Origin of the sequence: Bradyrhizobium sp. OAE829 (assembly GCF_040546575.1) — a bacterium.
Lineage (GTDB): Bacteria > Pseudomonadota > Alphaproteobacteria > Rhizobiales > Xanthobacteraceae > Bradyrhizobium.
In genome coordinates this window covers 5,031,684-5,045,630 of record NZ_JBEPOE010000001.1, presented here as the reverse complement: position 1 = coordinate 5,045,630, position 13,947 = coordinate 5,031,684, and the positions used below count along the sequence as shown (strand labels likewise).

The window sequence follows — 13,947 nt, the reverse complement described above, 5'->3', positions numbered from 1 at the left end:
TCGCGCGAATGCCGCTAAACGCGCTTCTGTCGCGGTGACCACTGAATATAGCCTTCCGGCTCCGGTCCGGCGACCTAATACTTGGCAACGCCGTGCTTGCCAAGCCGATCCAACGCGTTTTGGTTTATTCCAGACAAGGCCTTGATCTAGATCAAACACTTGCTGCGGCGCGGGGACGGTTGTGCACGCTCAACGCGCGACCATCAGCCGCGCGATAGCGCTACCATTCAGTTATTGCGTCGCACAATCTGATTTAGCGGGCCGCACCCTCGCCGATCAGCGCAAACGGCGCCCAGAATGCCGGATAGGCATTTCGGGGCGACGAAGCATCGTTGAGATAGGCCAGCATCGACTGGCGCAGCGCCTCGGCCCGGCCAAGCTTCGGGTCAGCCTTGAGGCGATCGAAGGTCGATGTCGTCAGCCGCGTCGCGGCCGCGGAATCCACCGCCCAGTGCGACACCAGCAATGCACGCGCGCCGGCATAGAAGAACGATCGCGCCAATCCCGAAAGCGCTTCGGCGCCGGGCTTGTCGCCGGCGATCGTATTGCAGGCTGACAGCACCACCCAATCGGCGTTGAGCTTCAACTGCGCCACTTCGCTCGACGTGAGCAGGCCGTCGTCGAATTCGGACGGCTGCTTCGGAATACTGAGCACAAGCGAAGGCTCGGCGATCCCCTTCACGTCACCGGCGACGAGACCGTGGGTCGCGAAATAGACGATGCTGTAATCGGCGAGCCGGGCGCGCTTCACATTGGTTTCGCTGGCGTTCTCGCCGAGATGAATATCGCTTTCGGAAACGCCGAGATCCTTTGCGACCGCATTGAGTTCGTCGGCGGTATCAGGCAGCTGCGACAGCACGCGGGAGAGCCGCGCGCGATCGACACCGGCGCCTTGCCAGAAGTCGGTATAGGCGACGTTGGTGACGCCGCGCGCCGCGGACTTGATCGCCGCCGGCTTGGCTGCGCCGCGCTTGTCGCCGCTGCTATCCTGCAACGGATTGAACAGCGGATCGCCGAAACCGGTCATCGGTTTGGTGGTTTGATCCTTGCGGGCAACCAGCCGCAGCGTCTTCAGGCTTGCGACCGACGGCAACACCGACACCGCGTGACGCTTGAGCAGCCAGGCGGCATCGCGGTAACCGTCGAGTTTTTCCGGGATCGCTACCGGCGGCTTCTCCGTCACCAGCAGATGAAACGGCAGCGCCGTCAACGCGCCGGTGGGAACAATCAGAAGGCTGCGCTTGTCCTTTATCCGCGTCTCGACGCGGCCCAGCAGGTGGTTGTAGAGCCAGTGGGCGGATTCGAGGTTGAACAGCGTGGCTTTTCCGGACGAATCGCTGGCATTGGCGATATCCAGTCCACGGCGGAAATCGGCGACCAGCTCACGCAGCCCTTCCGAGCCACGGCCTATGGGAGACCAGTCAACCCCTTCGCGCGTGATCGCAATGGCGTAGCTGTCCTTTACCGTGGCCGTGAGAAGCACCATCGCCTCGTCGCCTGATAACAGCGACTGAATCTCCTTCACCGTCATTGGCAGCGGATTCGACAGCGCGGCGTAGTCGGGAAATTCCGCAGACAAGGTCTTTTGCAACGACGGGCGTTCGGTCGAAATGGCGGCAAGCCTGGCCTTGGTCCGCTGCTCGCCAGCAAGGTCTCGCTTCGATCGCTCTTTCGAGACCGCCGCCACCAGAGCCCTGTCCAGCGCTTCCGTTTCCGCGGCGAGATCCTGGTCCCGTCGCACCAGTTCGGCGAGCCGATCGTTACCCGCGGCCAGCCGCACCGCCAGCTTGTTGACGGCTGACGCCGCCGACGACTGGGTGCCGCGCTGGATCGCATTGAGCATCGCATCCAGCGCTTGGTCGGTCGGTATCAGTTTGTTGCGCTCCGCGTCCGCCAGCACCGGAAGGACGGCGCGGAGGTCGCCGCGCCCGCTCGCGATCAGCCGCAGCGCCAGCGGCAACGCCTTCTCCGGGTAGCCTGTCTGAGCTTGGAAGAGCGCCAGATTGTTCATGGATCTGGCGGTATCCGGATGATCGGGGCCAACCGCGCGTTCACGGATCGCCAATGCCCGCTCGAAAAGCCGCTCGGCATCACGGACGCGGTCCGTCGGCCCATCGTAGAGTTCCGCCAGATTGTTCAGCGAACGCGCCACGTCGGGATGATCGGGGCCGAGTACTTTCTCGCGGATCGCCAGCGAGCGCTTGATCAGCGGCTCCGCTTTGGCGAAGTGGCCCTCGACCTTCTCGACCTGGCCGAGATTGTTCAGAAGCGTCGCGACCGCCGGATGCTCCGGACCCGCCGCTTTCTCATAGATCGCCAGCGCGCGCCTGAACAAGGGCTTGGAGTCGTCATGGCGGCCCTGTTTCTCGTAATGGGTGCCCAGATTGTTCAGGGACTGCGCGACGTCGGGATGCCCTGACCCCAGCGACCGCTCACGGATCGCCAGTGCCCGCTTGAACAGCGGCTCAGCTTCGGCGTAGCGCTCCTGGCGCTGATAGAGCGCAGCGAGATTGTTTAGCGCCGCAGCGATCTCCGGCGACTCGGCGCCAGCCGTCTTCTCCAGGATCGCAATGGCCCGCCTGGACAGCGGCTCGGCTTCAGCGTCCCTGCCCTGACTGCCATAGAGCTGCGCCAGGTTGTTCAGCGCAGCTCCGACGTCGCGATGCGCGGGGCCGTATTTCTTTTCCAGGGATTCGACCTGCCCCTGCGCCAGCGCGACAGCTTCGGCATATTTTCCGGCGCGGCTGAGCTCGTTGATTTTGGCGCTGACCGCCGCGGTCTCGCTTTTCTGCGCCGACGACGGCGCGCTGAGACACGTGCTTACGAAAAGCGTGAGCCCTGCAAGCAGGACCACTCGAGTGCGGGAATTCATGATGCGGACTTAACCTTTGGCCACTTCGCGCGGGAGTGTGGATTAGGTCGCGCGAACGGCCGCCGCCGTTCAAATTCCGGCTGCTCAAGGACTCGTGGGCGCCTTGGCCCGGGCCTCGCCCGCGAGCCGGACGAGCATCTTGCGTAGGGCGGTCCCGTTGGTGACCCGTTCTGGGAAATCCAGCCGCAGCGTGGCGGAGCCCGCCTGCATGTCCATGCCATCGGGGTCGCAGCCGGTGCAGGCCCAGTCGGCGCTATCGGCCCCGAGCAGGCGCGTGGCGTAGAGGTTCATCGCCTCACGGTGGTCCTCGTTCATGTGCTCCACGGCGCCCTGCTCGGCTTCCAACAGCCCCTCGGCATCGCTGATATCGGTCAGGAACTGCTGGGGTGTCAGGTCGATGATCCGGCCAAACCCGGCGACCAGATGGGCGCCTGTTGGCACGATCCGGAAGAACGAAAAATCCTTAAAATCTACAAAGACTTCCGCGGACGGATGGGCGTTGAGGTAGCGCCGGCGGAGGATCTCGGCCTGGTCGCCCGCGGCCTCCTCGGCCCGCCCTGCCAGCATGATCCGGGCGCCCTCCAGCGGGTCGCCGGCGGCGCGCTCGTCCAGCATCAGCGAGACCCTGCTATCGGCCAGAATATTCTTCGTATGCAGCGCCAGCCGGGAGATCAGCAGGATCGGCGAGGCATCGGAAGCGCTCGCGATATTGACCAGCGAGCAATAGGGATCGCCGCTGCCGGCCATCAGGGTTGCGAGCGCGCCCTGCCGGCTCCGCCTCAGCAGCGAGCGGGCCAGTTTGGAAGGGTTAAAATCAGCGGTCGGTTGCATCGTTTTCCAGCCATCTTATTGCAAAAAGGGCCTTTTCTCAGGCCTTGAGGGTGCTATATGGGTGCTACGCATCGTCCGCGGAACGTTTTCGCGGAACTCGGTCACACTTCAGCCCAGCTTGCATTGCTCGTTGACCGCGTACGAAGCCCATTTATACGGCGCACGGCTGATTTGCCCGCCGTTTAAGCCACTTCTCTTTCGAAAGCAGGCTCATGCCCACAATCGCCTTGGTCGATGACGACCGCAACATTCTCACTTCCGTCTCGATTGCGCTCGAAGCCGAAGGCTATCGCATCATGACTTATACGGATGGTGCGTCGGCGCTCGATGGTTTCCGCACCTCGCCGCCGGACCTTGCGATCCTCGACATCAAGATGCCGCGCATGGACGGTATGGAGACGCTGCGGCGGCTGCGGCAGAAGTCCGATCTGCCGGTCATCTTCCTCACCTCCAAGGATGAAGAGATCGACGAATTGTTCGGCCTCAAGATGGGCGCCGACGATTTCATCCGAAAGCCGTTCTCCCAGCGTCTGCTGGTCGAGCGCGTCAAGGCCGTGCTGCGCCGGGGGCAGCCCAAGGATCCGACCGCCGCTCCGAAGGAGCCGGATGCACGTGCACTCGACCGCGGCCTGCTGCGAATGGATCCGGAGCGTCATACCTGCACCTGGAAGAACGAGCCGGTGACGCTGACGGTGACCGAGTTCCTGATCCTGCAAGCGCTGGCGACGCGGCCCGGTGTGGTGAAAAGCCGCAACGCGCTGATGGACGCCGCCTATGACGATCAGGTCTATGTCGACGACCGCACCATCGACAGCCACATCAAGCGGCTGCGCAAGAAGTTCAAGGTGGTGGACGACGATTTCGAGATGATCGAGACGCTCTACGGCGTCGGCTATCGCTTCAAGGAAGCCTGATCTGCACTTTTGGTCTTTTTGTTTGAGCATGATCTTTTCGGAAAACCGGTGTCCACTTTTCCGGATCATGCCCGAGCGGATCGTTAACTGACGCCTTGGCGCGTCTGGGGTAGGATTGAGCGCGCAAGCAGCGCTTTGCAGGGACAGTCGAGACAACCGGCAGTTTTAGCCATTGCTAGATCGAACGCAGCCTGACCGAGGCCGGAACAACGAGGATGCATCTGCGTCCCTCGATCGGGATTACGTTGCCGACGACAAGGCGCAGAACCAGGGCTGGTGGCGGCCACTGGGCTGGCTGCGTCGCGCCGGACAATTCTTCTTTGCGCTCTCTTTCTCCAGTCTCACCCGCCGTATCGTCTCCCTCAATCTGGCGGGCCTCGTCGCGCTGGTGGCGAGCATCCTCTATTTGTCGCAGTTCCGCGCCGGCCTGATCGATGCGCGTGCACAGAGCCTACAGGTGTATGCCGAGATCATCTCCGAGGCGATCGCGACCTCGGCCACCGTCGAGGGCGGCACCATCACCGTCGATCCCGACCGCCTGCTCGATCTGAAACCCGGTGAAAGCTATGGCGCGCCGGACGAATATTCCGACTTTCCGATCAACCCGGAGCGCGTCGCGCCGGTGCTGCGCCGCCTGATCGCGCCGACCAAGACGCGCGCACGGATTTTCGACCGCGAAGGCGGGCTTATCCTGGACAGCCGCAATCTGTTTGCCCGCGGCGACGTGCTGCGGTTCGAACTGCCGCCACCGTCGGCCGACAAGCCCAATATTGCGGAGCGGACGCTGACCGCGATCCGCACCTGGTTCAATCGCGGCGACCTGCCGATCTATCGCGAACTCGGCCCCGAGGGCGGCAAAGGCTATCAGGAAGTCGCGCAATCGCTGGGCGGCCAGAAGAGCAGCATGATCCGCGTCAATGAGCGCGGCGCGGTCATCGTGTCGGTCGCGGTGCCGGTGCAGCACTTCCGCGCGGTGCGTGGCGCGCTGATGCTCACGACCCAGGGCGATGACATCGACCAGATGGTCGGTGCCGAGCGCTGGGCGATCCTGAAAATCGGCGGCGTCGCCTCCGCCGTCATGATCGTATTGTCGCTGCTGCTGGCGAGCACGATCGCAGGTCCAGTGCGGCGCCTCGCCGACGGCGCCGAGCGCGTTCGCCGCCGCATCCAGACCCGTGTCGAAATTCCCGACTTCACCCGCCGCCGCGACGAGATCGGCCATCTCTCCGGCGCGTTGCGCGACATGACCAACGCGCTCTATAGCCGCATCGAGGCAATCGAGATGTTTGCCGCCGACGTCGCCCATGAGCTGAAGAACCCCCTGACCTCGCTGCGCTCGGCGGTGGAAACGCTGCCGCTGGCGCGCAATGAAAACAGCCGCGCGCGGCTGCTCGCCGTCATCGAACACGACGTCAGGCGGCTCGACCGGCTGATCTCAGACATTTCCGACGCCAGCCGCCTCGATGCCGAACTGCAGCGGCAGGATATGGCCCCGGTCGATTTCAGGCGCTTGCTGACGACGCTGACCTCGGTCGCCAATGAAACCAAGCTCGGCCACGACGTCTCCGTCGAGGCGCGTTTCGAGGGCCGCGGCCCGACCGATACCTTCTCGGTGCCCGGCCATGATTCGCGGCTCGGCCAGGTGATCTCCAACCTGTTGTCGAACGCTCAATCGTTCTCCCACGCCGGCGGCAAGGTGCGCATCGTCTGCCGCCGCGTCCGTTCGGAAATCGAAATCGTGGTCGACGACGACGGTCCAGGCATCGGCGAGGATGCGCTCGAGCGCATCTTCGAGCGCTTCTACACCGACCGGCCGCATCAGGGTTTTGGCCAGAATTCCGGCCTCGGGCTGTCGATCTCCAAGCAGATCATCGAGGCCCATGGCGGGCGTATCTGGGCGGAAAACCGCGCCGGTCCGGCCGACGCCGACGGCAACCCGATGGTATCGGGCGCGCGCTTCGTGGTCAGGCTGCCGGCGCCATGACTGAGAATGCCAGCGTGCACGCCTCCGCCGTGCTGGTTGGCGACCGCGCCGTCCTGATCCGCGGGCCGTCGGGTTCCGGCAAGTCACGGCTGGCCTTCGACCTGATTCTGGCCGGCCGTATCGGCCAGGTTCCACCGGCCATTTTGGTGGGCGATGACCGTGTCCATCTGGGCACACTGGCCGGAGAATTGTGGGTCCGCCCGGCGGCCGAATTGGCCGGCCTGATCGAAATCCGGGGCCTCGGGATTCGTCGCTGTGATTGCGTCAGCGAGGCGGTAGTCGGTCTGGTTGTCGATCTCGCGGCTGGTGACGCAGAACGGTTGCCGCCGCCCGAAGTCCTCGTCGTCAGCCTTAATGGTGTTTTGATACCGAGAATCCCTGTCGGAACCGGCTTTCAGCCCCTTCCACTGGTTGTCGCCGCGCTTACGACAACTCAAAGTTCACCTTCCGGTAATAATACGGCCGATTGTGTGAAGGGGTTTAGTAACCATATAAGCCCCACTATCGCGACCGAATAAGACCGGCGCAGGCTCCCCTCTCTTGCCACCGATTTCCGGGAGAATAGCCAAGATGCCCTCTTGCGCGGGGCCTCTGGATGGTCAAAGTGGCGCGTTCGTGCGGTGCACCAAAAGCACCCGCGAGGAGTTTCCGATGATTGGTCTAGTGCTTGTGACCCATGGGCGCCTTGCCGACGAGTTCAGGGCGGCGCTCGAACATGTCATGGGTCCGCAAAAACAAATTGAAGCGATTACGATCGGAGCCGAGGACGACTCCGATTTGTGTCGAAGCGACATTATCGAAGCGGTGAATCGCGTCGACAGTGGCGACGGAGTTGCTATCCTTACCGACATGTTCGGTGGCACCCCCTCCAACCTGGCGATCTCCTGTATGAGCCGCCCCAAGGTGGAAGTACTCGCAGGTATCAACCTTCCCATGCTGGTGAAGCTTGCCAAGGTGCGTGAAGAGCGCTCGCTTCCGGACGCCATCGCGATGGCTCAGGAAGCCGGCCGCAAATACGTCACCATCGCCAGCCGCGTACTCGCCGGCAAATGAGCGACGAGGCCCCGCCCGGAAACGACGTCGGGCCGAGCGTGCCAGCCGGCGCCATTTCCCGCGAACTTCTCATCATCAACAAGCGCGGACTGCACGCGCGCGCGTCGGCCAAATTCGTCCAGATGGTCGAGCGTTTCAACGCCGAGGTCTGGGTGACGCGCGGCAACGAGACCGTCGGCGGCACCTCGATCATGGGATTGATGATGCTGGCCGCAGGTCCCGGCACCACAGTGACGGTTTCCGCCACCGGCCCCGAAGCGCAGGCCGCGGTCGACGCGATCGCGGGTCTCGTCGCCGACAAGTTCAACGAAGAAGGCGTGTGAGCGCTTGCTCTTGTAGGGTGGGCAAGGGCGCGTTTGCGCCGTGCCCACCATCCAGACCATCGTCGTGAAGGGTGGGCACGCTTCGCTTTGCCCACCCTACGAATTACAGATCTCGAAATCTCAAAACGGATTGGTGACGATGCCGCCGTCGGCGCGCAGCGCGGCGCCGTTGGTGGCGCTGGAGGCTTTTGAGCAGACGTAGCAGATCAGATTGGCGATCTCCTCGGGCTCGGCGTAACGCTGCAACAGCGAGGCCGGCCGCCGTTCGCTGAAGGTGCGCGCGACGAGGTCGTCGACGGTCGCTCCCATGCCCTTGGCACGCGCAGCCAGGCGCACCGGCGCCATCTCGACCCAGGTCGGCCCCGGCATGACCGAATTGACGGTCACGTTGGTCGCCTTGGTGAGTTCGGCGGCGCCGCGCGCGACCACGAGCTGGGCGGCCTTGGAGAAGCCGTAGTGGACCATCTCCTTGGGAATGAAGACGCCGGATTCGCTGGAAACGAACACGACGCGGCCCCAATCCTTGTTGTCCAGCATCCGCTTCAGATAATGCCGGGTCAGACGCACGCCGCTCATCACGTTGACTTCGAACATCCTGGTCCAGTCGGAATCCTCGATATCGAAGAATCCTTTCGGCTCGTAGATGCCGAGATTGTTGACGAGGATGTCGACTTCAGGAAATTGCGCTGTAAGCGCGGCGCAGCCTTCAGCGTTACCGAGATCGACCGCCGCCGAGTGCACCTCGGCAGCAGGCGCGGCTTGCCGAACCTTTGCCATGGCTTCTGTGACGGCGGCCTGCTCTCTTCCGTTGACGATGACTTCCGCGCCCATCCGCGCGAGCCCGATGGCGGTTGCGAGCCCGATGCCGCGCGTCGAGCCGGTGACCAGCGCGGTCTTTCCAGTCAAATCGAGATTCATGCGTTTCCCCAATTCCCTTTTTATTTCTTTTCCGGCGGCACCACTATCACGTTCCAGATCGTGGCGGGGCCCGCCCCCCCTGAGAAAAACCTTCGCGTCGTAATCACCATGCGCTCGCCATTGGCGGCATGGTCCTTCATCCATGCCTCGCATCTTTCGAACTTCCAATCGCCGGTCTCGCAGATCCCGATGAAGCCGGATCGCTTGGCCTCTTCGAGCGAGGTCAGCCCCGACGACCACGGCTCGTACGGCGTCAGGACCGCCGGATGATCGGCGCTGTAGAATGTAACGGGGTGGCCGATATCGCTGTAGGCCGCCACCACGGGCAAGGCTGAGAAAAACCGCCGGTGCCAGACTTCCGTCAGTTCGCGGGCGAGTTCGGAGCGCGCCCGGTAGCTTGCCCCCTCGTTGCGATGCTGGCCGGCATCATAGGAAGCGATCTGCGGCGATGCGATCAACACCACCAATGTAAGTACCAGCCAGGTCGCGGTCAGCCGAAGCAGCGCCAGCTGCCGCACCCGCAGCGCCGGGATCGCGATCAGCGCCAGCGGCACCAGGAAGAACAGCGGGATGCCCCAATCGGTCTTGATGTAGACCTGGAACAGCACCGCGCCGAGTGGCGGCCCGATCGCGACCACCGCCTGGATCAGCCAGACATTGAGCGCCTGCGTGGTGTTCACACTGGCATTCGCACCGCGCGACCAGAACGCAAAAGACGGCTTGCGCCAGCGCGACGGCCACGCCAGCGCCACTCCCGCCAGCACCACCGGCAACGCCAGCAGCGCCAGATTATGGCCGACATAACCGAGCGCCAGGTTGTCGATCATGCGGCGGTCGGTGAGCGAATAGATTTCGCCGGCATAGGTGAGCGGGACGAAATTCACGTCCCTCAGCCAGATCAAATGCGGGACCATCGCCACGGCGAGCACGAAGATGGCCACCCACGGTGCCGGCGAGCGCAGGAATTGCAGGCGCAGCGGATGGATCAGCGCGGCGAGGCCGATGGCGCCGATCATGGTCAGCGCCCAGTATTTGGTCATCAGCGCCAGCGCGCCGGCGATCCCAAGCAACCATCCGGATTTCACGCTGCGCTTCTCGAACGCGTCGAGATAGGCCAGCACCAGAAGCGGCAGCGTCACCAGCTGCAGCAGGTCCGGATTGTACTTGAAGCCCTTGAAGTTGAAGATCGGATAGAGCGCGAGCATCACCACGACGAGGAAGGCGCGGCGGTGATCGACCACGCGCAGCGCCAGCAGCCAGCAGATCACGAGCCCCAGGCCCAGCGTCGCCATCGCCAGCGCATAGGTCGCCCAATCGGTGACCGGAAACAGCCTGAACCAGGCGCCCGCCACCCATCCCGACAGCGGCGGATGCTTGCCATAGCCGAGCAGGAACTTCTGGCCCCAGCCGAACGCCTCGGCGACGTCCATATGGATGTCCTGGCCGGTCTTCAGATTGACCAGGATCAGCGTCCAGAGCGCGGCATGGACCACGGCAAAGCCGCTCACCAGCCACAAAGCGCCCTTGGGGTCGCTGGCGCATGAGGCCAGCCATGCCGCCAGCCGCCGGACGGACAATCTGCGCCTGGAACGCGCGGCGGCGGGTAAAATTGATGCAGTCGACATGGAGGAGTGCGTAGCGCGTTTTTGGCGCGCGTGGAATCGGCTTGGCGTGAAGAATGCCCCTTAAAATACAGCAATATGGTTGCCGCACGGGGATGTGAATGCTATCCCGCGACCCATGACAACTGCCCCGATTTCCAACATCCGCAACTTCTCCATCGTCGCCCATATCGACCATGGCAAATCGACGCTGGCCGACCGCCTGATCCAGACCACGGGCGGGCTGACCGATCGCGAAATGGCGGGCAAGGAGCAGGTGCTCGATTCCATGGATATCGAGCGCGAGCGCGGCATCACCATCAAGGCGCAGACCGTCCGGCTGAAATACCGCGCCAAGAACGGCAAGGACTACATCTTCAACCTGATGGACACGCCGGGCCATGTCGACTTCGCCTACGAAGTCTCGCGCTCGCTGGCGGCCTGTGAAGGATCTCTGCTGGTGGTCGACGCCAGCCAGGGCGTCGAGGCGCAGACGCTCGCCAACGTCTACCACGCGCTCGACGCGGGTCATGAGATCGTGCCGGTGCTCAACAAGGTCGACCTGCCCGCCGCCGAGCCCGAAAAGGTCAGGCAGCAGATCGAGGACGTGATCGGCATCAGCGCCGCCGACGCGGTGATGATCTCGGCCAAGACCGGGCTTGGCATTCCCGACGTGCTGGAAGCCATCGTCACTCGCCTGCCGCCGCCGAAGGGCGACCGCAACGCGACGCTGAAGGCGCTGCTGGTGGACAGCTGGTATGACGTCTATCTCGGCGTCGTCGTTCTCATTCGTGTCGTCGACGGCGTGATGAAGAAGGGCAGCCGCATCCGAATGATGGGCAACCAACGCCGCCTATGACGTCGAGCGCGTCGGCTTCTTCACCCCGAAGATGACGCAGATCGACGAACTCGGCCCCGGCGAGATCGGCTTCATCACCGCCGCGATCAAGGAAGTCGCCGACACGAGAGTGGGCGATACCATCACCGACGATCGCAAGCCGATCACCGACATGCTGCCGGGCTTCAAGCCCGCGATCCCCGTGGTGTTCTGCGGCCTGTTCCCGGTCGATGCCGACGACTTCGAAACGTTGCGCGCGGCGATGGGCAAGCTGCGGCTCAACGACGCCAGCTTCTCGTTCGAGATGGAGACCTCCGCCGCGCTCGGCTTCGGCTTCCGCTGCGGTTTCCTCGGGCTGTTGCATCTGGAAATCATCCAGGAGCGCCTGCAGCGCGAATTCGATCTCAACCTGATCGCGACCGCGCCGAGCGTGATCTACAAGATGCACCTGACTGACGGTCAGGAGATCGAAATCCACAATCCCGTCGACATGCCCGACGTGGTCAAGATCGCCGAGATCCAGGAGCCATGGATCGAAGCCACCATCCTCACCCCCGACGAATATCTCGGCAGCGTGCTGAAGCTTTGCCAGGACCGCCGCGGTTCGCAGAAGGAGCTGACCTATGTCGGCTCGCGCGCGATGGTGAAGTATGATCTGCCGCTCAACGAGGTCGTGTTCGATTTCTACGACCGGCTCAAATCGGTCTCGAAGGGCTACGCCTCGTTCGATTATCATCTGACCGACTACAAGCCCGCGGATCTCGTCAAGATGCAGATCCTCGTCAACCTCGAGCCGGTGGACGCATTGTCGATGCTGGTGCATCGCACCCGCGCCGAAGGCCGCGGCCGCGCCATGGTCGAGCGGATGAAGGAACTGATCCCGCCGCACATGTTCGTGATTCCGATCCAGGCTGCGATCGGCGGCAAGGTGATCGCCCGCGAGACCGTCCGCGCGCTGCGCAAGGACGTCACCGCGAAATGCTACGGCGGCGACATCACGCGCAAGCGCAAGCTTCTGGAAAAGCAGAAGGAAGGCAAGAAGAAGATGCGGCAGTTCGGCAAGGTCGACATCCCGCAGGAAGCCTTCATCGCCGCGCTGAAGGTGGATAGCTGAGGCGCGCTTCGCGCACTTTGCCCGCTGGCTCAACGACCTGCGCCGCCCAAACCCTGGCGGTGAGATGCGAAAACCTGTGACCGGCCATTCGTCCGCCGCCTTGCTCTGCCGCGGCGGATAGGTCACCATCGTCCCGCGCACACAAAAAATATCACAAGCGCGAGGAAACGCATGAGCAAGCCCGCCGGTTTCTCCCAGTCCGGCTCCTCCTATGGCTGGATCGTCGTCGGCGCAGGCGCGCTGATGACCTGTGTCGGGTTCGGCACGATGCTGTCGCTGGCGGTGTTCCTGCAGCCGATTGCGACGGATACGGGCTGGTCGGTCAGCGGCGTCTCGGCGGCGGCGACGATCGATTTCCTCGCCATGGGATTTGCGGCGTTCTTCTGGGGCGCATTGTCCGACCGGTTCGGCACCCGCATCGTGGTTTTGGCCGGCGCGGTGCTGCTGGGCATCGGTCTGGTCGGCGCGAGCCAGGCCGCGAGCCTCTGGCAATTCCAGTTTTTCTTCGGCGTGCTGATCGGGATCGCTGCGGGGAGTTTCTATGCGCCGATGGTCGCGGTGGCGAGCGCCTGGATCGAACATCGCCGCAGCCTTGCGGTGGCGCTGGTGTCGGCCGGCATGGGCGTGTCGCCGCTGACGATTGCACCATTCGCAAGCTATTTGATCACGACCTATGACTGGCGCACGGCGATGCTGGTGATCGGCATCGCATCCTGGGCGCTGTTGATCCCGGCATCGTTCCTGGTGCGTCCGGCGCCGGAAGCCGCTCCACCTGCGAGCGGCGGGACGGACGCGCCGGAAGTGCAGTGGTCCGTCGGACAGGCGTTGCGGACCCCGCAATTCATCACGCTGGCGCTGGCGCATTTCGCCTGCTGCGCGGCGCATTCGGGGCCGATCTTCCACATGGTGAGCTACGCGATGATCTGCGGCATCGCGCCGCTGACCGCCGTCACCGTCTACAGCCTTGCCGGATTCTCCGGACTTGGCGGCCGGCTGCTGCTCGGCGTCATGGCCGACCGCCTCGGCGCCAAGCCGGTGCTGGTCGGCGGACTGTTCGTGCAGGCGATGTCGGTCGCGACCTATCTTGCGGTCGGCCAGCTCGGCGAGTTCTATGCGCTGTCCGTGATCTTCGGACTCGCCTATGGCGGCGTGATGCCGCTCTATGCGGTGCTGGTACGCGAATATTTCGGCGCGCGCATCATGGGCACGGTGTTCGGCGCGGTCTCCGCCTTTGCCAGCCTCGGCATGGCGCTGGGACCTTTGGCCGGCGGATGGGTGTTCGACACTTTCCACGCCTATAACTGGCTCTATGTCGGCTCCTTCGCGATCGGCATTACCGCGGTCGCGGTGGCGCTGAGTTTCCCGTCGGCGAAGCGGCCATCGCAGCCGTCGCTCGATCTCGGACGCGCCGCGGCCTGAGATGCGTATTCTCCGCCGCCTTGATCGGGGGCGGCGGATGGGCCACCATCGCCCCTCGCGCAAACAAAACAAGACAATGC

The 13,947-nt window shown here is 63.7% G+C and carries 10 protein-coding genes and 1 pseudogene; 7 read left to right on the top strand and 4 right to left on the bottom strand.

Annotated features, from left to right (window positions below):
- Nucleotides 1-253: 253 nt before the first annotated feature.
- Together ABIE49_RS24290 and ABIE49_RS24285 are read right to left on the bottom strand one after the other, a co-directional pair.
- Nucleotides 254-2,872: a CHAT domain-containing tetratricopeptide repeat protein gene (locus ABIE49_RS24290; RefSeq protein WP_192739201.1), complete on the bottom strand. Its 2,619-nt coding sequence runs from the start codon at nucleotides 2,870-2,872 to the stop codon at nucleotides 254-256.
- Between the two features lie 84 nt (nucleotides 2,873-2,956).
- Nucleotides 2,957-3,703: a HugZ family pyridoxamine 5'-phosphate oxidase gene (locus ABIE49_RS24285; protein ID WP_192739202.1), complete on the bottom strand. Its 747-nt coding sequence runs from the start codon at nucleotides 3,701-3,703 to the stop codon at nucleotides 2,957-2,959.
- A gap of 212 nt (nucleotides 3,704-3,915) precedes the next feature.
- Between ABIE49_RS24285 and ABIE49_RS24280 the strand changes: the two genes are divergently transcribed.
- The 5 genes from ABIE49_RS24280 (at nucleotide 3,916) to ABIE49_RS24260 (ending at nucleotide 7,977) form a co-directional block, all read left to right on the top strand.
- Nucleotides 3,916-4,617 (top strand): response regulator transcription factor, encoded by a 702-nt coding sequence (locus ABIE49_RS24280; RefSeq protein ID WP_016843287.1) that lies wholly within the window; start codon nucleotides 3,916-3,918, stop codon nucleotides 4,615-4,617.
- Between the two features lie 172 nt (nucleotides 4,618-4,789).
- Nucleotides 4,790-6,601: a sensor histidine kinase gene (locus tag ABIE49_RS24275; RefSeq protein ID WP_192739203.1), complete on the top strand. Its 1,812-nt coding sequence runs from the start codon at nucleotides 4,790-4,792 to the stop codon at nucleotides 6,599-6,601.
- Complete coding sequence (locus ABIE49_RS24270; RefSeq protein ID WP_192739204.1) at nucleotides 6,598-7,119, top strand: HPr kinase/phosphorylase; 522 nt, start codon at nucleotides 6,598-6,600, stop codon at nucleotides 7,117-7,119. Before ABIE49_RS24275 ends, ABIE49_RS24270 begins: the two co-directional genes overlap by 4 nt.
- Nucleotides 7,120-7,252: 133 nt before the next feature.
- Entirely contained in the window at nucleotides 7,253-7,654 is a 402-nt protein-coding gene (locus ABIE49_RS24265) for a PTS sugar transporter subunit IIA (protein WP_021076632.1), read from the top strand.
- Nucleotides 7,651-7,977, top strand: a complete 327-nt coding sequence (locus ABIE49_RS24260) for an HPr family phosphocarrier protein (protein ID WP_192739205.1) — start codon at nucleotides 7,651-7,653, stop codon at nucleotides 7,975-7,977. Before ABIE49_RS24265 ends, ABIE49_RS24260 begins: the two co-directional genes overlap by 4 nt.
- Nucleotides 7,978-8,097: 120 nt before the next feature.
- On the opposite strand, the gene ABIE49_RS24255 is transcribed toward ABIE49_RS24260, so the two are convergent.
- Entirely contained in the window at nucleotides 8,098-8,895 is a 798-nt protein-coding gene (locus ABIE49_RS24255) for an SDR family NAD(P)-dependent oxidoreductase (protein ID WP_192739206.1), read from the bottom strand.
- A 20-nt stretch (nucleotides 8,896-8,915) separates the two neighbouring features.
- Nucleotides 8,916-10,520: a glycosyltransferase family 39 protein gene (locus tag ABIE49_RS24250; protein ID WP_192739207.1), complete on the bottom strand. Its 1,605-nt coding sequence runs from the start codon at nucleotides 10,518-10,520 to the stop codon at nucleotides 8,916-8,918.
- A 115-nt stretch (nucleotides 10,521-10,635) separates the two neighbouring features.
- Between ABIE49_RS24250 and lepA the strand changes: the two are divergent.
- Together lepA and ABIE49_RS24240 are read left to right on the top strand one after the other, a co-directional pair.
- Nucleotides 10,636-12,448 (top strand): annotated as a pseudogene (gene lepA, locus ABIE49_RS24245) (translation elongation factor 4).
- A gap of 171 nt (nucleotides 12,449-12,619) precedes the next feature.
- Nucleotides 12,620-13,867, top strand: coding sequence for an MFS transporter (locus ABIE49_RS24240; protein WP_192739209.1), 1,248 nt, complete (start codon nucleotides 12,620-12,622; stop codon nucleotides 13,865-13,867).
- Nucleotides 13,868-13,947: the final 80 nt, after the last annotated feature.